The following is a 20,575-nucleotide window of genomic DNA, read 5'->3' on the forward strand; positions in this document are numbered from 1 at the left end:
TAAAAGAATATTTATATAACCACACACCGAAAGCATAAGTTACATATTCTGCATTCCAATTTAAGACAGAATAAAAAACCTTAGAGAGATTTAATTAAACGAAAAATCAGAATTTAATAAAAAGATCTTATTCAGAAAGCAGTGTTTACATTGGTGTGCATTTCGATAGTTTGAGCGTCGAGCTCAACGAGTTTAACTTGGATAAAAGCAAACTCATTTAAATGGCTCGCATGCGTTCCACCACAAGGGATTACCGCTAATTGACCTTCCCCTAAATCGCACTTCCAATAGCGAGAATCCGTTAATCTATCGCCGTGGCATTCCATGGTGATCATCGCATCTCTTTGAAGCCATTCAACCAGTTGGCCATTCACTTTTTCTGCAATCGCCTGGAGGTCATTCAGCATATCTGCACTGTTTAATCCTCTTTTACGGAGTGTTTTGCCTAAACGGTACGTATCGAGGCACTTGTCTGGAGTGACATAACTCGTGACTTGCGCATAGCTATTAAAGTCATAATAACCATGTGGGTCTTTGCGGTCTGCGTCTTTTCGCCAATAGTCTTCCGCTAGTACTTTATTCAACGCCAAATACGCTAAGTGTCCTGCTGTGTGGCCTCGACTCAAAGCATTTTGATAGTCTTTATCTACCGCTAATGTTACCAAGTCATTAATTGCAAATGATTCCGTACGTGATAAAACATGCACGACGACAAACACCCAACCTTCAGCATCACGCTTTACAGGGATGTCACTACCCACATACAAAGCACCACTCTCCTGCTCCACTGCTCCAACTTGGCAATCTACTACGTCATGCTCAGCCCCATTCACCTTCAACGTTCCTTTGTCTGCAGGGTGATCCGGCCATATGTGACTAACGGGATGGAACGGCGTGACATCTGTAATAACGTAAGTCACTTCTTCCGTAGATTGAACGAGCTGTATTTGTGCTTCTAATTGCCATGTTTGATGACAAAAACGAGTCTTTGTTGCTGTGATAGTCATTTTTACGATTACTTTTGATAAAAAAATACCCAAGTAGAAACTTGGGTATTCGAATTTCATTATTTATTGCGGTTTTTCACCATCGACATCATACGCTTACGTTTACGCTCTTGTGATAGCGTAAGCTTATTCGTACGGTTCTCGTATGGGTTATCACTGTTGTGGAAGTTAATGCGAATCGGTGTTCCCATAATTTCCAGAGACTTACGGAAGTAGTTCATCAGATAACGTTTATACGAATCTGGTAAATCACGAACCATGTTACCGTGGATAACAACGATCGGTGGGTTGTAACCACCTGCGTGTGCGTATTTGAGTTTGATACGACGACCACGAACCATTGGCGGCTGGTGATCATCCACTGCCATCTTCATGATACGCGTCAGTACTGACGTACCCACACGCGTTGTCGCCGAGTTATATGCTTCTTGAATAGATTCAAATAAGTGACCAACGCCAGTACCGTGCAGCGCAGAGATAAAGTGGATACGCGCGAAATCGACGAATCCTAGACGGCGGTCCAGTTCTTTCTTCACGCTTTCTTTCACGTCACTGTCTAGACCATCCCACTTGTTAACGGCGATGACAATTGAGCGGCCAGCATTCAGTGCAAAACCAAGCAAGCTTAGGTCTTGGTCTGAAATATTTTCACGTGCATCAATCACCAGTAGAACGACGTTTGCATCTTCTACCGCTTTCAGCGTCTTAACAACAGAGAACTTTTCAACCGTTTCATTGATACGACCACGACGACGAACACCTGCGGTGTCAATTAGTACGTATTCGCGTCCATCACGTTCCATCGGGATGTAGATAGAATCGCGCGTTGTACCTGGCATATCGTATACAACTACACGTTCTTCACCCAGAATACGGTTAGTCAGTGTCGATTTACCTACATTCGGACGACCGATGATCGCCAACTTAATCGGCTGCTCTTGAAGGCGCTTGAATTCAGCTTCTGCGTCTTCTTCAGTGTAATCTTCAACAAGAGGCTCTTCGTCTTCGAATCCAGTCAGGTCTTCAATCTCACCTTCTTCAGATTCACTTGTTAATAGATCATCAAAGAATGGAGATAAAGCACGCTCAAGCAAAGCGGTCACACCACGGCCATGAGCAGCCGCAATCTGGTACATATCATCCACTCCGAGCTGCCAAAAATCAGCACACGCCGCATCGGCATCAATACCATCGATTTTGTTTACTACCAGCATCGCTGGCTTTTCAATTTTACGCAGATGCGCAGCAATTGCTTCATCTGAAGGTGTCAGACCAGCACGACCGTCAACAAGGAACAACACAACATCAGCCTCATCAATCGCGGCTAATGACTGTTCTGCCATCTTTGTTTCCACGCCTTCTTCTGTGCCATCGATACCACCGGTATCAATCACAATGAATTCGTGCTCTTCACCAAGTCTCGCCTGGCCATATTTACGGTCTCGCGTTAGGCCTGGAAAGTCCGCAACCAACGCGTCACGAGTGCGAGTCAATCGGTTAAATAGTGTAGATTTACCTACGTTCGGACGCCCTACTAGAGCTACAACAGGTACCATAACAACCTCTACAATAATCTTTCTTCTGTAGTTATAGGTAACGACTTGCTCGATGCCAAATCAAACCAGATTTTTACCTATAACCACGTCAGGGTTAATAAATTCAAACAACAAAACGGCTCCTAGCTGTCACCAGCCAGGAGCCGAATGTGAATTATATCACGATATTATTCGTTAATGGTTAGTTTCTTTACATCGCCGTTGCGAGTTGTAATCACATAACCATCCGACAATAACGTCGGGCCAACTGCCAAGCCACTATCATCGACAAACTGCTGCGCAACAAATTCGCCCGTTGAACGATCCATCCAGTGAAGGTAACCAAGCGTGTCACCGACAACGAGATAATTGCCAACAATAACTGGCGCTGTAAGTTGTCGGTGCTCAAGCAAGCTGTTTTCCCACAACTCAGTTCCGCTTCGTGAATCAACGGCAACAACATGATCTTTTTCCGTTATCACAAAGATGCGACTACCATCTGTAGAAATGTCTGTCGCAGATGAGTAATTACGCTTCCAAATCGGGTTCGCTGAACGCAAGTCAATAGCGATAAGTTGGCCATTGTATCCAATGGTGAAAAGAGTACCGCCTAGCACAATTGGCGATGAATCAACGTCAACCAAACGATCAATTTCTGTCGCGCCTTTTGGCGTACCAACAGGCTGTTGCCAAATCAACTGACCACGCTCAACGATAGCAGCTGCGAGTCGGCCATTTGCCGTTCCCCAAAATACACCGCCACCAATTGCAGTCGGAGTACTGTCGCCACGTAAAGTTAAGTTCGGCACTTCTGTACTCAATGCCCAGCGTTGCTCACCTGTACTCTCATTAAGGGCAATCAACATGCCTCGGCTAGTATTGATGATAATAAGGCCTGAATCTGCAACTGGCTTCGCCAGTACCTCACCACCAACTTTTACACGCCAAACAATTTCACCTGTTTCTTGGTCAAGAGAGATGACTTCACCATTCTCAGAGCCAATGTAAAGGTTTCCGTATGCCGCTGTGATACCACCAGAGAGACGAGCAATGACATCTTCTTCTAGATCCGTTTGCCAACGTTGTTTACCATTCTCAGGATCCAGCGCTTTTACTAAGCCATCACGACTTGCCACGAACAATGTATCATTCGCAAATACAGGGGATAGCTTTGAAAAGTAATGACCGACACCATCGCCAACCGATGTGCTCCACTCACTACTGGTTGTAAACTGACTGTCTACCTGAGGTAGTGGCGCCATTACAATGGTGTCTTTCTCACCTGCACAACCGGCAAGTACTCCCATTGTTAACGCCCCTAGCAAGGCTTTCTTAAAGACTCTTTTCATCCAATGCGGTCCTTATTTCGCCAGATCGTCCAATTTCATTTGTAGTGTCGGGCTTGCATCTGCCGCTTGCTGAGCTTCAGTATACGCAGCGTACGCAGCATCTTTGTCACCTTGGCGAATCGCAATATCGCCACGAAGTTCAGCAATACGACCTGTCCATGCTGTATCAGTGACGTTACTTAGCTCTGCCGTTGCAGCGTCGAAGTTACCCATTTCCGTCTCAATACGCGCAATGCGGTAACTAATCAATGGTAACAACGCAGCATCTTGAGTGTTGCTTTGCGCCCACTTCAGTTGCTCCAATGCAGCAGAAAGGTCTTGAGCTTCAACTTGTGCTTTAGCAAGTTGTAGCGCAGCCAATACTGAATATTCTTTTACTTCATTTGACTCAATGAAAGCTTTCACGTCAGCTTGAGCATCAGTGCCTTTGTCTTGCAAAGCATTCATTGCTGTCGTGTAGCTTTGAGAAGCTGCTTCACTCGCCTGAATCACAGAATCCTGGTAGTAACGCCAGCCGAATAGACCACCTAAACCAACAACCGCACCGATGATGACGGCTTTGCCGTTTTCCTTCCACCAGTCTTTAATGGCTTCAACTTGTTGTTCTTCAGTATCGTAAAGTTCCACTTCCTGTCCTCTTAAAACATGTAAATGGCAGCTTAGCTGCCATTGTTCCTATTTCGTTTAAAGGCTCCACATTTGGGAGCCTTAGCTTACGAACTAGGATGTAATTTTGTTAGATTACTAAAAGACTTAAATCAGTGCTGCGATCTTTTCTGCAACTTCTGCTTGGTTGTAAGTCTCTTGCTCACCACCAGCTAAGTCTTTCAGTACTACGGTATTATCCGCAACTTCGTTTTCACCCAGAACTAATGCTACAACAGCACCAACTTTGTCTGCGCGTTTAAACTGTTTCTTGAAGTTACCGCCACCGAAGTGATTCATCACACGAACGCCTGGAACAGACTCGCGAAGCTGTTCTGCTAGCTTCATTCCTGCCATCATGGTGCCTTCACCCGCTGTGACTACGTACACGTCAACACTGCGACGAACGTCTGTCAGTTCCAACGTTTCTAGCATCAGTACTAGACGCTCTAGGCCCATTGCAAAGCCAACCGCTGGTGTTGGTTTACCACCTAATTGCTCTACAAGGCCATCGTAACGACCACCACCACATACAGTGCCTTGAGCACCTAGGCTCTCGGTGATCCACTCAAATACCGTGCGATTGTAGTAATCCAGACCACGAACTAGACGTTCGTTAACTGTGTATTTGATACCTGCGGCGTCTAAAAGTTCACATAGACCTGCGAAGTGTGCTTTAGATTCTTCACCCAAGTAATCTGAAAGGCGAGGCGCATCACCTAAAATAGCTTGAACGTCTGGGTTCTTCGTATCCAGAACACGCAGTGGGTTCGTGTGCATGCGACGCTTACAATCTTCATCTAGCACATCAATATGTTGCTCAAGGAATGCAACCAGTGCAGTACGGTAGTCTGCGCGGTCTTCTTGAGAACCGATAGAGTTCAGCTCAAGACGAACATGTTCATTGATACCTAGCTCACGCCATAGACGCGCCGTCATCATGATAAGCTCTGCATCAACATCTGGACCATTTAGACCAAACACCTCAACACCACACTGGTGGAATTGACGGTAACGACCTTTCTGCGGACGTTCATGGCGGAACATAGGCCCCATGTACCACAGACGCTGTTCATCACGGTTGATCAGGCTGTTTTGGATACATGAACGTACACAACCCGCCGTACCTTCTGGGCGAAGTGTTAGGCTGTCGCCGTTACGGTCATCAAAAGTGTACATTTCTTTTGAAACGACGTCTGTTTCTTCACCAACAGCGCGGCTGAATAGGTTTGTTTCTTCAACGATTGGCATGCGCACTTCGTTATAACCGTATGCGCTAATTACATTTTTCACTGTGTTTTCTAATTTTTGCCACAGTGGCGACTGAGTTGGGAGGCAATCGTTCATGCCTCGAATTGCTTGAATTGTTTTTGCCACAATACTTACCGTAATTCTCGTTGAGATTAATCTTGTACTTTAACTTCGATGCGGTTTTCGCCATTCATCATAGCTGCTTTCGCACGGATCTTAGCTTCTAGCTTATTCACAAGGTCATCGTTATCAAAGCGCTCTTTCTGGCGTTTACCATCTTCGTAGAATGCGCTCTTCTTGTTACTACCTGCTAGACCTAAGTGAGAAACTTCTGCTTCACCAGGGCCGTTTACCACACAACCGATGATAGACACATCCATTGGAGTGATGATGTCTTCTAAACGTTGCTCCAGTGCATTCACCGTACCAATCACATCGAATTCTTGGCGTGAGCAGCTTGGGCACGCAATAAAGTTGATGCCTCGAGAGCGAATGCGCAGAGATTTAAGGATGTCGAAACCAACTTTGATTTCTTCAACTGGATCGGCAGCCAAAGAGATACGCAGCGTATCGCCTATCCCTTCAGATAACAGCATACCTAAGCCAACAGATGACTTAACAGCGCCAGCTCGAGCACCACCCGCCTCTGTGATACCTAAATGAAGAGGCTGATCGATTTTCTTCGCCAGCAGACGATATGAATCCACCGCAAGAAAAACGTCTGAAGCTTTCACGCTAACTTTAAATTGGTCAAAGTTAAGACGATCGAGATGATCTACGTGACGCATCGCCGACTCAACCAAGGCTTCTGGCGTAGGCTCACCGTATTTCATCTGTAGATCTTTTTCCAAAGATCCACCATTGACACCAATACGGATCGGGATGTTTTTATCGCGAGCGCAATCAACAACAGCGCGAATGCGCTCTTCATTGCCGATGTTACCTGGGTTGATACGTAAACAGTCAACTCCGTACTCCGCAACTTTCAGCGCGATACGATAGTCGAAATGAATATCAGCCACTAATGGTACAGAAACTTGCTGTTTAATCAGTTTGAAAGCTTCTGCTGCGTCCATCGTAGGTACAGAAACTCGAACGATATCTGCGCCGACTTTTTCTAGTGCTCGGATTTGAGCGACTGTCGCTTCTACGTCAGTCGTGCGAGTGTTAGTCATTGACTGTACTGCAATTGGCGCACCATCACCAATTGGCACATCACCCACATAAATACGCGTCGATTTACGACGAATAATTGGAGATTCGTGTTGCATAATTTTTTATAACGGTAGAGTGAATCTAGCTACTTTGCCTGAAGTATACCCAGAAAGGTCGACAGGTTCACTTGCAAATGTCATTGTAACCCCTTCCGGTGCGCCTAATATCACTTTAAATGGCGCTTTTCCGGTAAGTTCTACATCTTGTCCTGGCTTATGAGTACCACTTACCAGCGTTTTACCATTGGTGTCTTTTACTTGAATCCAACAGTCCGCTTTAAACTTCATAGTAAGAAGTGTCATGCCTTCAGGTACTACTGGCGCAGGCTGTTCCTCTTCCGCCGCTTCAATCACGGCAACAGGTTCTTCAGAATCTACGCTTGTTGTATTTTCAGTTTCAGTCAGCAAAGGATCCGCCCCTTGCTCAACGGGTGCTTCAGTCAATTCAGCAACACCTTCATTAGTTGAAGCAACTTCTTCAGGAGTGCTTGCGATTAACTCTTCAGCCGTCATCAAATCGATATCAGCTAATTCTTGAGCAGTGGGCTGCGGCGCTTCAACACTTGAATCCGTTACTTCCTTAGTTAGGCTATTCTCTTGTTGGTTTTGCCACCACCATGCCGCTGAAATGCCAATAATGACTAGCCCGATAACCCAAGTAAGGAGCATAATACGGCTATTGTGCTTCTCGTCTTTTGTTTTACGAGAGAAGCTTTGCATTTCAATTTCTTGCTCTTGAGGCTGAGCATCGGCAGTCTGCTCTAACGCCGTCAAAACCACCTTCTCATCAAGACCTACGAATTTAGCGTAAGAGCGTAAGTAACCACGCGTAAATGTCGCGACTTGTTGAGATTCAAATCGGTTATTTTCAATATCTTCAATCACAGAAATGCGAAGCCTCAGGCGATCGGCAACTTGCTTTTGGCTCATTCCCAAGGATTCACGTTTGTTTTTCAGTAATGTGCCAGCTTCAATAGAGAGTGGCACTTCATTCGTATTTTCGTGTTCTGTCATAATGGCGGTATTTAATCTGTTTTAGTGGCTAACGTGGTCATGTATTTTCGTTATTGTTCTTAAGCCTCTTTAAAAGATAGCTAGCCTAAACGCGTTAACCAAAAATAATAATTTTAAGAAACTCTCAGCGATCTGAGTGCGAATACCCGTTTTGCAAAAATCAGCAAAACGTATGTGAGAAAGTGCTGAGAATTATCGGTGTCATCGTTAGTGTTACATATCATGATAAGCGAATGCGCAACGAAGACAAAAACTCTTTACACTCAAACTAACAGATAGCTCAAGCTTTTGTCCAAACTTTGACAAAGGAATTCGAAATTATACCCAAATAACCTTAGGTTGAAGAGTGATAGTCCCAAATCTTGGCGAAAATGTCCTAAACAATAAACAAAATAGCCAGAGCGAATGGCTCTGGCTATTTTTGAATTCCGGTCGTTTATACAGCTTTCACTTCAATGGTATCGGCACCGCGTGACGCTTTCAGCATTGCCGTACGTTTAGTTCGGTCAATTACATCACCGACCAACTGACCACATGCGGCATCAATGTCATCACCACGTGTTTTACGAACCGTAACTGTGTGCTCGTATTGCATCAATGTTTTTTGGAAGCGATCAATACGTGAGTTACTTGGTTTCTTGTAAGGTGAACCTGGGTACGGGTTAAACGGAATCAAGTTAATCTTACATGGTGTGTCTTTCATCAGCTCAGCCAGTTCACGAGCATGGTCCATGTCATCGTTCACATGATCAAGCAACACGTACTCGACTGTTACCTTGCCACGGTTTGCATTCGATGAAGCAATGTAACGACGAACGGATGCTAGGAAATCTTGAATATCCCAACGATCGTTAATTGGCATGATTTCACTACGCAGCTTATCGTTTGGCGCATGAAGAGAGATCGCCAACGCAACGTCGATTTTGCCCGTCATCTGATCAAGACCAGAAACCACACCTGATGTTGATACGGTTACGCGACGCTTCGACAAACCAAAGCCAAGGTCATCCAACATTAACTCCAATGCAGGAATCAAGTTCTTCATATTAAGAAGCGGCTCACCCATGCCCATCATCACGACGTTCGTAATTGGGCGACGGCCTGTTTCTTTCTCAAGACCAATTTCACGTGCAGCACGCCACACCTGACCGATGATCTCTGAAACTTTCAAGTTACGGTTAAAGCCCTGCTGTGCTGTTGAGCAGAACTTACATTCCAATGCACAACCTACTTGAGAAGATACACAAAGCGTTGCGCGATCATCTTCTGGAATGTAAACCGTTTCTACATCCTGATCACCAACCTTCATTGCCCACTTGATCGTGCCGTCTGAAGAATGCTGAGCTTCTGCTACAGTTGGTGCTTTAATTTCACACTTGTGTAAAAGCTTTTCGCGCAGCTTCTTGTTGATGTTTGTCATTTTTTCGAAGTCATCTACACCGAAATGGTAGATCCACTTCATAACCTGATCGGCACGAAACGCTTTCTCGCCAAGTTCTTCCGCGAAAAACTGACGCATGCCTTTGCGATCAAAGTCGAGTAGATTGATTTTTTCAGTGGTCATGTTGCCTCTCAATGACTGAAACAAGAATAAGGGCGCGAATTGTACAGCCTTTATTCAGCTACAACAAGGGGTGTAAGACCCTGAGTTTGCTAAGGCATTAAAATAAAAACGTTTAAATTTTAATCAGACTTTACGGTGAGAATAATGATTAGACAACCGACAGCAAAAGCGTAGAAGTGATACAGAGAAAACAGTGAGAACAAACACACTTAACTAAGCTTTCCCCCCTGTAAGATGCTCAAATTAGCCAACGTCTTCGCGAATAATTACGAATGAACTCGCCGGGGAAATGGAGAACGCGGAATAAAAAACCTCGGACAAATCCGAGGTTATTACGAACTAGATCATCACGCAAAAGTGATGCATGAACGAGTTAGCGAGAGAAAACTTCTGATTCAGGGAAGAAAAACTCAATTTCACGAGCGGCAGACTCAGGGCTATCGGAACCATGAACTGAATTGTGACGCATGCTGAGTGCGTAATCAGCACGCAAAGTGCCGCATGCCGCTTCCTCTGGGTTGGTTTTACCCATTAGCTCGCGGTAACGTGCAGTCGCATTTTCACCTTCCAATACCTGAACCATAATAGGACCAGATGTCATGAACTCTTTTAGAGGAGGGAAAAACTCTTTACCTTCATGCTCTGCATAAAAGCCACTTGCCTGATCTTCTGTCAGGTGAACCATTTTGGCAGCGATGATACGTAGGCCAGCCTTTTCAATACGATTGTAGATTTCACCAATTAGGTTTCGCTCTACAGCATCAGGCTTAATGATTGAAAATGTTCTTTCTAGAGCCATAAAATTTCCTTTCTGTACTTGTAATAATAGTTGTGCTTTTAAAGTGACTTACTGGGTAAGAGCAGCACTCAAACAAGAGAGTGCTGCAATCAATCTTATTTTCCAGCTTGCTCATTGAGGAAACGAGCAAGTGTACGAACACCCATACCCGTTGCTCCCGCAGCCCATTTATCAGAAGCGGCTTTACGATACGTACCCGCACAGTCGAAATGTAACCAGCCTTTTTTGTAGTCCTCAACGAAGTAAGACAAGAATGCAGCTGCAGTACTTGCACCCGGAGAATAATCACCAGAGCTGATATTCGATAAATCGGCAAAATTAGATGGCAGCATTTCTCGATGGAAATCAGCAAGTGGTAGCGGCCACAAGCCTTCTTTTTCCTGGTTTGCCGCCGTAAGCGCTTGATGCGATAGCTCATCATCAAAGCTCATTAGCGCATGGTAATCGTTACCTAACGCATTCTTCGCTGCGCCTGTTAGCGTCGCGCAGTCAATAATTAACTCAGGCTTTTGCTCACTAGCGTAGATAAGACCGTCTGCAAGCACCAAGCGACCTTCCGCGTCGGTATTCATAATCTCAACGGTTTTGCCGTTTTTGTAAGTGATGATGTCGCCAAGCTTAAGGGCACGGCCAGAAACCATGTTCTCAGCACAACACAAGATCAGTTTTACGCGCTTGTTCAAACCGCGTAAGATAGCTAACCCTAGGCCACCAGTGATAGTACCCGAGCCACCCATATCTGCTTTCATTGCACTCATGAAGTTAGAAGGCTTCAAGCTGTAACCACCGGAATCAAAGGTGATGCCTTTACCCACAAGACATGCGAATACAGGTGCGTTTTCGTCACCAGTTGGGTTGTAGTCTAACTGAAGCATCGCAGAAGTACGCTCAGAACCACGGCCTACTGCGTAAATACCTTCCCAACCTTCTGCCAACAAGTCTTTGTCTTTGACGATACGAGCTGTCACCGTGCCTTTCGGCGCAACAGATTTGATGAATTCAGCAGCCATTGTCGCTAGCTGACGAGGAGCAACTTCTTCTGCCGTTTTGTTGATAATATCGCGGGTAAAATCAGTCGAAGTAATACGAGCTTGAAGCTCTGCTTGATCTTCATCAGACAATGCTGCCCACTCAACTGAGCCATGTTTTTTAGGGTTACGGAACCCTTGGTGGAAAGCCCATACGCTCTCTAGATCCCAGTTATCACCAGAAAGAAAAATAGAACGAATTCCTTGGCCATCTAGCTGACGAGCTGCACGTTGAATTGCGCCGAGATCATGACCTTCACCTAAGTGAATAGTTGCGCCGTTTTCAGCGAATGAAAGCAGTGCTTTTTCACCCCAATGTGGTGCTGCCGACTCTTGACTTAAAAATACAGACATCTGTGTAGACATGGTTTCTCCTTGTCTTATAGCAGCGTTGCCTACGCTGCTTCTTTTTAATAACTCACGGATGTTAGCATTATGTAGGGCAAAAATGTCAATTGGATAAAAAAACGGACCTAAAGGTCCGCTTTTTTTAGTAAGAATTGTTAACTAGGCTGTGTTTTACAGACTTAGTCCGCTTCGTCCATCCAGCACATGATAACGGCTTCTAGAATCTTTTCATTAGAACGGTTTGGCTCATCGTCAAACTCATCTAACTCCATGATCCATTGATGAAGATCGGTAAAACGCACTGTTTTTGGATCGACATCTGGAAACTTGTCACAAAGTTCAATCGCGATATCGCGAGAATCTGTCCATTTCATTGCTCATCTTCCTTTTGCTTCTTCCCTATATTGGGAAGATAGTTTTAGTGATCTTCTGAAGCGTGGTTTAGTGTGTATTTAGGAATTTCTACCACCAAGTCTTCATCAGCAATTCTCGCCTGACACCCTAGGCGTGACTCAGGCTCTAGACCCCACGCTTTATCTAGCATGTCGTCTTCTAGTTCTTCACTTTCTTCAAGTGAATCAAAACCTTCACGGATGATTACGTGGCAGGTAGTACACGCACATGACTTCTCACACGCATGTTCAATACCGATACCGTTTTTTAGCGCTACGTCTAGAACGGTGTCACCAGAGTTTGCTTCCAACACTGCACCTTCTGGGCACAAATCGTCGTGTGGTAATACAATAATCTTAGGCATAACTACTTATCTCTTATATATCGTCTACTGATTGACCTGACAACGCAGCTCGAATCGATTTATCCATACGGCGTGATGCGAAATCTTGGCTCGCTTTATCGGTATCTTTAATGCCCTGCTCTATCGCATCTGCATCATCACCATTACGCAGCTCAATCAAGGCTTCGATGGCTTTAATCAAGTTTTGTTTCTCTTGTTCTGATAGTAAGTCATCACCATCAGCTTGCATCGCTGCAATCAAACCTTCTATCACTCGGTCGGCTTCAACACGCTGTTCAGCTAAGGCACGAGCTTGCATGTCTTCTTTTGCGTGCGTCATTGAATCACGCAACATATCCGCCACTTCATTGTCACTTAAGCCGTAAGAAGGTTTTACTTGAATCTCTGATTGAACACCAGTGCTCTTCTCCATTGCCGTAACAGAAAGAAGGCCATCAGCGTCAACTTGGTAAGTCACGCGAATATGTGCCGCACCCGCTGCCATCGGAGGAATACCTTTTAACGAGAAGCGAGCAAGTGAACGACAGTCATCAACCATTTCACGTTCACCTTGTACCACATGAACACTCATCGCCGTTTGGCCATCTTTGAATGTGGTAAATTCTTGCGCACGCGCAACGGGAATCGTAGTGTTGCGGGGGATGATCTTCTCGACCAAACCACCCATGGTTTCAATACCGAGCGACAGTGGAATCACATCAAGAAGCAACATTTCAGAGTCAGGTTTGTTACCCGCGAGAATATCAGCTTGAATACCCGCACCGATTGCGACGACTTCATCTGGGTTAATGCTTGTCAGTGGTGTACGGCCAAAGAATTCGCCAACCATTTCTCGTACAAGCAATGTGCGTGTTGAGCCACCGACCATGACTACTTCAAGTACATCTTCCGCATCTACATCCGCATCTTTCAGCGCACGGCGGCAAGACATCAGGGTTTTCTTCACTAGCGGACGAATCAGATCTTCGAACTGCTCGCGAGTCACGGTGCCTTTCCAACCAAAAACGTCAACGTCAACACTGTCTTGCTCAGAGAAAGCAATCTTAGCTTCAGTAGCAATGTTCAACAGTGTACGGTTCTTTTCTGCAGAAAGCGGAGCTTCTAGACCCGCTTGCTCCATTAAATAATCGGCAAATAGATGGTCGAAGTCGTCACCGCCTAATGCAGAGTCGCCACCTGTTGCTAATACTTCAAATACGCCTTTCGATAAACGTAGGATAGAGATATCAAAAGTACCGCCACCTAGATCGTAAACCGCAATCACACCTTCTTGACCAGAGTCTAGGCCATAAGCAATTGCCGCAGCGGTTGGTTCATTAAGTAGACGGAGAACATGAAGACCAGCTAATTTCGCCGCATCTTTTGTACCTGCACGTTGCGCGTCATCAAAGTAAGCAGGAACGGTAATAACGACACCAGCTAACTCACCACCTAACGTATCTTCAGCTCGCTTACCCAATACTTTTAGGATGTCCGCAGATACTTCAATCGGGTTTTTGTCACCTTGAGGTGTTTGCAGAATTGGCAGGCCATTTTCACTCTCTTTAAAACGATAAGGAAGTGAAGAGTAACGGGACTTAATGTCCTTTAATGAACGACCGATCAAACGTTTTACAGAGATAATCGTGTTCTCTGGTTCAAACTCTGCTTTGGCTTTGGCTTCGTGGCCGACCGTTAACGTTTCCTCAGCGTAATTAACGACTGAAGGTAAAATAGTACGGCCCTGCTCGTCCGCAAGTGGAGTTGCATCGCCGCTACGTACAGAAGCAACCAAAGAGTTGGTAGTACCTAAGTCGATACCCGCTGCTAACTTATGCTCATGAGGTGCCGAGCTTTGGCCCGGTTCTGCGATTTGAAGTAGTGCCATGATAGGTCCTTGTCACGCTTACTAGCCGAGGAGTTTGTCTTCGACTAGCTCAATTTCGTTCTTTAGTTTGGCAATGAATTTTAGCTTACGAACTCGGTCTGCGGCTTCAGTCCATAGACCATCATCAAGCTCTTGCTCGACGCTTGCCAGATGCTGTTTGTACATTTTGCTGACCTTAGAGTCGAAGTCAAAAAGCGCCGATTCAGGATCGGACTTGTCAGCAATCTCTTCCAGTTCTTCGCGCAGTTCCATTTGCTCCATTAAGAACATCGGATCTTGCATTGTTTGCTGTTCACCTCGGATCTCAACACCTTGCTCTGCGAGGATATACTCGGCGCGAGAAATAGGATTTTTCAGAACTTGATAGGCATCGTTGATATGCGCCGCCTTTTGCACCGCCATCAAACGGTCACGTTCTGAGCCCGTTGCAAAGTTATCCGGGTGGAAGCGTTTTTGTAGTTCTCGGAACTGAGAAGAAAGAAGGCTACCATCCAGCTTAAACTGACTTGGTAGCCCAAATAATTCAAAGTGATTCATTAAGTTCGGGTCCTAGTAAAGCCTTCCGGACTCGTTTGCCCAGAAGGACAATCAATTAGACGTTGAAGCTTTCACCACAACCACATTCACTTTTCGCGTTAGGGTTGTTGAATTCAAAACCTTCATTCAACCCTTCTTTCACGTAATCCAATTCAGTACCATCTAGGTACACTAAGCTCTTTTGATCGATGATAATTTTCACTCCAGAGAGTTCAAATACTTCGTCTTCTTCATTGAGCTCATCAACAAACTCAAGTACGTATGCCATGCCGGAACAGCCAGTCGTCTTCACTCCAAGACGTAAACCGATACCTTTGCCTCGGTTATCTAGGAATGCTCTTACGCGACTTGCCGCTGATTCTGTCATTGTGATGGCCATACTGCACCTTAGTCTGTCTAAATTTCGATTGGAATGGGAGCGTCAAAGCTCCCATTATATTACGGAATAATTATTCTTGGTGTTTTTTCTTGTAGTCAGCAACCGCTGCTTTGATTGCATCTTCAGCAAGAATAGAACAGTGAACTTTCACTGGTGGAAGCTCTAGCTCTTCAGCAATCTCAGAGTTTTTAATTGCTGCCGCTTCATCAACTGACTTACCTTTTACCCACTCAGTTACTAGTGAGCTTGATGCGATTGCACTACCACAACCGTATGTTTTGAACTTCGCATCTTCGATGATACCTTCAGGTGTCACTTTGATTTGAAGCTTCATTACGTCACCACACGCAGGAGCGCCAACCATGCCGCTACCTACTGATGGGTCTTCTTTATCGAATGAACCAACGTTACGTGGGTTCTCGTAGTGATCAATTACTTTTTCGCTGTATGCCATGATAAATTACCTCGAATCCTCTATTTCAATCCCTGAGATTAATGGTGAGCCCATTCAACAGTGCTCAAATCAATCCCTTCTTTGTACATATCCCATAGAGGAGACATGTCGCGTAGCTTAGTCACTGCAACGCGGATTTGTTCAATTGCGTAATCAATTTCTTCTTCAGTCGTGAAACGACCAAACGAGAAACGAACCGAGCTGTGAGCCAATTCGTCATCCATGCCTAGGGCACGAAGAACGTAAGAAGGCTCAAGGCTTGCAGACGTACAAGCACTACCAGAAGATACCGCTAGATCTTTAAGCGACATTAGTAGTGATTCACCTTCTACGAATGCGAAACTGATGTTTAGGTTGTGTGGTACACGCTGCTCAAAGTCACCGTTTACCGTCACTGCTTCTAAGTCTTTCACGCCATCAAAAAGACGGTTACGAAGCGCTAAAGCATGATCGTAATCTTTTTGCATGTCTTCTTTTGCAATGCGGAATGCTTCACCCATACCTACGATTTGGTGAGTAGGTAGTGTACCAGAGCGGAAACCACGCTCATGACCGCCACCGTGCATTTGCGCTTCAAGACGAATACGAGGCTTACGACGTACGTAAAGTGCACCGATACCTTTAGGGCCGTATACTTTGTGAGCAGAAAGTGAAATTAGATCAACTTTCATCTCTTGAACGTCGATTGGTAATTTACCTGCAGATTGCGCAGCGTCCACGTGGAAAACAATTTTACGCTCACGGCACAGTTCGCCGATCGCTGTAATGTCTTGAACCACACCAATCTCGTTGTTTACATGCATAATAGACACAAGCACGGTGTCATCACGCATGGCTGCTCTAAGCTTCTCTAGATCGATCAAGCCATTTGATTCTGGCTCAAGGTAAGTCACTTCAAAGCCTTCACGCTCAAGTTGACGACATGGGTCAAGAACGGCTTTGTGCTCTGTTTTACAAGTGATTACGTGCTTGCCTTTCTTCGAGTAAAAGTGCGCTGCACCTTTAATCGCAAGGTTGTCTGATTCTGTCGCACCAGATGTAAATACGATTTCGCGAGGATCTGCATTTAGAAGGTCAGCAATTTGCTCACGAGCAGTATCGACCGCTTCTTCTGCCTGCCAGCCGTAACGGTGCGAACGTGACGCTGGGTTGCCAAATGTGCCATCCATTGTCATGTACTGAACCATTTTTTCAGCAACACGTGGATCAACTGGACATGTAGCGGAATAATCAAGATAAATCGGCAGTTTCATTCTCTACTCCAATGTAAAAAGCTGACCGCTAAGAGCGGACGTTTACACCGATGGGCGCGGCGGTTGTATTTTTGTTTGATAGCCCATGGGTTACCGCCAGATCAATGTCCTGACGATCAGAAATTTCGAGTACTTCATTGTCTGTCATCAACTCACCAAGAGTGATGTTATTCAAAAAGTCACTAATGCGAGAGCTTAGGTCACGCCACAGCGTGTGAGTAAGGCAACGTGTTCCACCTTGGCAATCTCCTTTACCTTGGCATTTGGTTGCATCTACTGACTCATCAACGGCAGCAATCACGGTACCAATAGCGATACTGTGAGCGTCGGCACCAAGTCGGTAACCACCACCAGGACCACGAACGCTGGCAACGAGACCTGCTTTACGCAATTTTGAAAATAGCTGCTCTAAGTAAGAGAGCGAGATCCCTTGACGCTCTGAAATATCAGCCAGAGGTACAGGGTTTTGTTGCGAATGCAGTGCCACATCCAGCATGGCTGTCACCGCATATCTTCCTTTAGATGTAAGTTTCATACCACACCGTATCCACATGGTTTGTAATGGTTAAGATTTTTCCATACCTGAGTAATTTGGTCAAGTATTTATTTGACCATTTTACTCAGGTATTCATCCTTACATCTAAAGTGGTTATTATTTACTCAGAACTTCTTTTCTATCGAAGTCAAAACGCCTCGTAGAATATTAAGTTCTTGGGTTTCTGGTCGAGCACGAGAGAACAAACGGCGCAACTTATTCATCACCTGTCCAGGTTGCTCTTTGTTAATAAACTGGGTCTCAACCATCACCTTTTCAAGATGCTCGAAGAACATTTCGAGTTCTCGATGACGCGGGTATTCTTCCGATTCATTTGGGGAAAACTGGCTTTGCTCTAAGTTCAAGTGTGCAACTCGCACTTCGTAACTGAGAGTTTGTACAGCCATCGCTAGGTTAAGCGAGCTGTACTCAGGATTAGCGGGAATACAAACATGGTAGTGGCACTTTTGTAGCTCTTCGTTTGTCAAACCAGTTCTTTCTCGGCCAAACACGAGCGCAACCGGATGCTTTCGGCCTTCAACTGCAAATTTCTCACCGCATTCACGTGGCTCGAGCATTGGCCATTCTAATGTACGAGAGCGGGCGCTAGAACCCACAACAAGGCCACAATCTTCAACCGCTTCTTCTAATGTGCCGACAATCTTTGCATTTTGAGCAATATCACCAGCACCCGCAGCTAAAGCAAGAGTTTGTTCATCCACTTCACATTGTGGATCGACTAATACTAGTTGGTTTAAACCCATCACTTTCATTGCTCGAGCTGCTGAGCCAATATTGCCTGAATGAGAGGTACCTACGAGTACAATTTTTACTTGATCCAACATCTGTGTTTGCTACCTAAATTAAAACCGCAGAATGTTATCATAGTTTTTTAAGACACCCTAGAGGCAAGCAGACCTCTCTTCTCATTCTTGGTTATTGTTCTCGTCCGCAGTATGATCTGTACACTCAGTCGTCCGCAATTAGAGCAAAAAATAACCACTTCCCTTTTTGATTATCTCTGGTATACTCGCCGCCGCTTTCATTTGTTCTTTAACATCCGTTGGGAAATTCGTATGCATCCAATGCTAAACATTGCTATTCGCGCTGCGCGAAAGGCAGGCAATCATATTGCTAAATCATTAGAAAACACTGATAAAGTAGAATCTACTCTTAAAGGCACTAATGACTTTGTCACTAACGTAGACAAAGAAGCAGAATACATCATCATCGATACTATCAAGCAGTCTTACCCTGAGCACTGTATCGTTGCTGAAGAACAAGGTCTTATCGAAGGTAAAGATAAAGACGTACAATGGATCATCGACCCACTGGATGGCACCACTAACTTTGTAAAAGGTTACCCAACTTTCGCGGTTTCTATCGCTGTTCGTATTAAGGGCAAAACTGAAGTTGCTTGTGTTTACGATCCAATGCAAAACGAGCTATTCACTGCACAACGCGGTGCCGGCGCTCAACTAAACAGTGCACGTATTCGTGTTGCTCAACTAAAAGACCTTCAAGGCACTGTTCTAGCAACAGGCTTCCCATTCAAGCAGAAACAACACGCTGAGTCTTACATCAAGATCGTTGGTGCGCTATTCACTGAGTGTGCTGATTTCCGTCGTAGCGGCTCTGCTGCTCTTGACCTTTGTTACGTGGCTGCTGGCCGTGTTGATGGTTACTTCGAGCTAGGCCTAAAACCTTGGGATATGGCAGCAGGTGAGCTTATTGCTCGTGAAGCTGGCGCAATCCTAACAGACTTTGCTGGCGGCACTGACTACATGAAGTCTGGTAACATCGTTGCTTCAAGCGCTCGTGGCGTAAAATCTATCCTTAAGCACATTCGCGAAAACGGTAACAGCGCGATCCTTAAGTAATATTTGAAAGTCATATATAGCCCGTCACGCTGATGACTTTAGAAAGCCCCGCTCAATGAGCGGGGCTTTTTTGTATCTACTGCTCCGTATCGACTTAGCTGTAGCTGAAGGCTCTTCATACAGAGAGGCTCTACAAGCTCACGACTCTATTCAGATACAAAAAAACCGCTGATTGTTCAGCGGTTTTTGTTTTCGGTTCTCAATCTGCCTTATGGCATTTCGTCGAACTCTGCACCTTCTTTTTCTACTTGAGGTGGCATCAAGTGCTCTTTCTGGATGCCCAGTTTTAGCGCTAGTGCTGATGCTACGTAGATAGAAGAGTAAGTACCAACAGTGATACCTAGTAGTAGTGCAGTTGCGAAGCCGTGAATCATCGCCCCCCCCTGCATGAACAGTGCAATTACCACGAACAACGTCGTACCAGATGTAATCAATGTACGGCTCAATGTTTGAGTGATTGAAGCGTCCATGATGTCCGAAGGTTCACCCTTACGCATCTTACGGAAGTTTTCACGAATCCGGTCAAATACAACGATGGTATCGTTGAGTGAGTAGCCCACAACCGTCAGTAGCGCAGCTACGATAGTCAGGTCAACTTCAATTTGTAGAAACGAAAAGACACCTAGCGTGATAATTATATCGTGAGCCAATGCCATTACCGCACCAGCCGCTAGACGCCATTCAAATCGCATCGATACATAAAGCAGGATACAGATCAGCGATACCAAGATCGCTAGACCACCAGCTTCTGTTAGCTCATCACCAACGTTGGGACCTACGAACTCAATACGACGCATTTCTACGCTTTCGCCAGTACCATCTTTGATAGCACCAATGATTTGGTTACCTAGCGTTTCACCAGAAACGTCATCACGTGGACGAAGACGGACCATGACTTCACGAGCACTACCGAAGTTTTGTACTGTCGCATCGCCAAAGCCTTTTGAATCTAGTGCTGCACGAATCTCTTCAAGGTTTGCTGGCTGTTCAAAACCGACCTCGATAAGCGTACCGCCAGTGAAATCTAGACCCCAATTAAGCCACTTGGTTGACAAAGTGAAGATAGAAGCAGCAATCATTATAATTGAAAAAACGAATGCTACTTTCGACCAACGCATAAAGCCGATCGTCTTCTCTGCTTTTAGAATTTGAAACATAT

The 20,575-nt window shown here is 45.2% G+C and carries 21 protein-coding genes; 1 reads left to right on the top strand and 20 read right to left on the bottom strand.

Annotated elements, in window-relative coordinates:
* Positions 1–131 precede the first annotated feature (131 nt).
* From R7H07_RS22290 to trmJ, 19 genes are all read right to left on the bottom strand, one after another.
* On the bottom strand, positions 132–1,007 hold the full coding sequence (locus tag R7H07_RS22290) for an alanyl-tRNA editing protein (protein WP_115386389.1): 876 nt from the start codon (positions 1,005–1,007) through the stop codon (positions 132–134).
* A 59-nt stretch (positions 1,008–1,066) separates the two neighbouring features.
* The gene (gene der, locus R7H07_RS22295) at positions 1,067–2,563 is read right to left on the bottom strand and encodes a ribosome biogenesis GTPase Der (protein WP_206959746.1); all 1,497 of its coding nucleotides are present in this window, start codon (positions 2,561–2,563) and stop codon (positions 1,067–1,069) included.
* Positions 2,564–2,730: 167 nt separating this feature from the next.
* Positions 2,731–3,891, bottom strand: coding sequence for an outer membrane protein assembly factor BamB (bamB, locus tag R7H07_RS22300; RefSeq protein ID WP_005381696.1), 1,161 nt, complete (start codon positions 3,889–3,891; stop codon positions 2,731–2,733).
* A 12-nt stretch (positions 3,892–3,903) separates the two neighbouring features.
* Positions 3,904–4,518: a YfgM family protein gene (locus tag R7H07_RS22305; RefSeq protein WP_005381697.1), complete on the bottom strand. Its 615-nt coding sequence runs from the start codon at positions 4,516–4,518 to the stop codon at positions 3,904–3,906.
* A 126-nt stretch (positions 4,519–4,644) separates the two neighbouring features.
* Positions 4,645–5,913, bottom strand: coding sequence for a histidine--tRNA ligase (gene hisS / locus R7H07_RS22310; RefSeq protein WP_005381698.1), 1,269 nt, complete (start codon positions 5,911–5,913; stop codon positions 4,645–4,647).
* 26 nt (positions 5,914–5,939) lie between these two features.
* Positions 5,940–7,058, bottom strand: a complete 1,119-nt coding sequence (gene ispG / locus R7H07_RS22315) for a flavodoxin-dependent (E)-4-hydroxy-3-methylbut-2-enyl-diphosphate synthase (protein ID WP_005381699.1) — start codon at positions 7,056–7,058, stop codon at positions 5,940–5,942.
* A gap of 6 nt (positions 7,059–7,064) precedes the next feature.
* The gene (rodZ, locus tag R7H07_RS22320) at positions 7,065–8,015 is read right to left on the bottom strand and encodes a cytoskeleton protein RodZ (protein WP_005383707.1); all 951 of its coding nucleotides are present in this window, start codon (positions 8,013–8,015) and stop codon (positions 7,065–7,067) included.
* Positions 8,016–8,451: 436 nt separating this feature from the next.
* The gene (locus R7H07_RS22325) at positions 8,452–9,579 is read right to left on the bottom strand and encodes a bifunctional tRNA (adenosine(37)-C2)-methyltransferase TrmG/ribosomal RNA large subunit methyltransferase RlmN (protein ID WP_017633913.1); all 1,128 of its coding nucleotides are present in this window, start codon (positions 9,577–9,579) and stop codon (positions 8,452–8,454) included.
* Positions 9,580–9,952: 373 nt separating this feature from the next.
* On the bottom strand, positions 9,953–10,378 hold the full coding sequence (ndk, locus tag R7H07_RS22330; protein WP_206959748.1) for a nucleoside-diphosphate kinase: 426 nt from the start codon (positions 10,376–10,378) through the stop codon (positions 9,953–9,955).
* A gap of 95 nt (positions 10,379–10,473) precedes the next feature.
* Positions 10,474–11,772, bottom strand: coding sequence for an aminopeptidase PepB (gene pepB, locus R7H07_RS22335; protein ID WP_206954192.1), 1,299 nt, complete (start codon positions 11,770–11,772; stop codon positions 10,474–10,476).
* A 161-nt stretch (positions 11,773–11,933) separates the two neighbouring features.
* Positions 11,934–12,128 (bottom strand): Fe-S cluster assembly protein IscX, encoded by a 195-nt coding sequence (gene iscX, locus R7H07_RS22340; protein ID WP_005381711.1) that lies wholly within the window; start codon positions 12,126–12,128, stop codon positions 11,934–11,936.
* A 44-nt stretch (positions 12,129–12,172) separates the two neighbouring features.
* A complete protein-coding gene (gene fdx / locus R7H07_RS22345; RefSeq protein WP_005381713.1) occupies positions 12,173–12,511 on the bottom strand; it encodes an ISC system 2Fe-2S type ferredoxin in 339 nt (112 codons plus the stop codon).
* Between the two features lie 13 nt (positions 12,512–12,524).
* The gene (hscA, locus tag R7H07_RS22350; RefSeq protein WP_005383703.1) at positions 12,525–14,378 is read right to left on the bottom strand and encodes a Fe-S protein assembly chaperone HscA; all 1,854 of its coding nucleotides are present in this window, start codon (positions 14,376–14,378) and stop codon (positions 12,525–12,527) included.
* 21 nt (positions 14,379–14,399) lie between these two features.
* Positions 14,400–14,915, bottom strand: coding sequence for a co-chaperone HscB (gene hscB, locus R7H07_RS22355; RefSeq protein ID WP_206959750.1), 516 nt, complete (start codon positions 14,913–14,915; stop codon positions 14,400–14,402).
* Between the two features lie 55 nt (positions 14,916–14,970).
* On the bottom strand, positions 14,971–15,294 hold the full coding sequence (iscA, locus tag R7H07_RS22360) for an iron-sulfur cluster assembly protein IscA (RefSeq protein WP_005381717.1): 324 nt from the start codon (positions 15,292–15,294) through the stop codon (positions 14,971–14,973).
* A gap of 70 nt (positions 15,295–15,364) precedes the next feature.
* Positions 15,365–15,748, bottom strand: a complete 384-nt coding sequence (gene iscU, locus R7H07_RS22365) for a Fe-S cluster assembly scaffold IscU (RefSeq protein ID WP_005381718.1) — start codon at positions 15,746–15,748, stop codon at positions 15,365–15,367.
* A 38-nt stretch (positions 15,749–15,786) separates the two neighbouring features.
* Positions 15,787–17,001 (bottom strand): IscS subfamily cysteine desulfurase, encoded by a 1,215-nt coding sequence (locus tag R7H07_RS22370; protein WP_005381719.1) that lies wholly within the window; start codon positions 16,999–17,001, stop codon positions 15,787–15,789.
* A gap of 28 nt (positions 17,002–17,029) precedes the next feature.
* Complete coding sequence (iscR, locus tag R7H07_RS22375; RefSeq protein ID WP_005381720.1) at positions 17,030–17,536, bottom strand: Fe-S cluster assembly transcriptional regulator IscR; 507 nt, start codon at positions 17,534–17,536, stop codon at positions 17,030–17,032.
* A 125-nt stretch (positions 17,537–17,661) separates the two neighbouring features.
* On the bottom strand, positions 17,662–18,381 hold the full coding sequence (trmJ, locus tag R7H07_RS22380) for a tRNA (cytosine(32)/uridine(32)-2'-O)-methyltransferase TrmJ (RefSeq protein WP_005383693.1): 720 nt from the start codon (positions 18,379–18,381) through the stop codon (positions 17,662–17,664).
* A gap of 231 nt (positions 18,382–18,612) precedes the next feature.
* On the opposite strand from trmJ, the gene suhB reads away from it, so the two are divergent.
* On the top strand, positions 18,613–19,416 hold the full coding sequence (gene suhB / locus R7H07_RS22385) for an inositol-1-monophosphatase (protein WP_005381722.1): 804 nt from the start codon (positions 18,613–18,615) through the stop codon (positions 19,414–19,416).
* Between the two features lie 209 nt (positions 19,417–19,625).
* Here the strand turns inward: suhB and secF are convergent, their stop codons facing one another.
* Complete coding sequence (gene secF / locus R7H07_RS22390) at positions 19,626–20,573, bottom strand: protein translocase subunit SecF (protein WP_005383689.1); 948 nt, start codon at positions 20,571–20,573, stop codon at positions 19,626–19,628.
* Positions 20,574–20,575: the final 2 nt, after the last annotated feature.

The organism is Vibrio sp. Vb1127 (assembly GCF_033338735.1).
Classification (GTDB): domain Bacteria; phylum Pseudomonadota; class Gammaproteobacteria; order Enterobacterales; family Vibrionaceae; genus Vibrio; species Vibrio alginolyticus.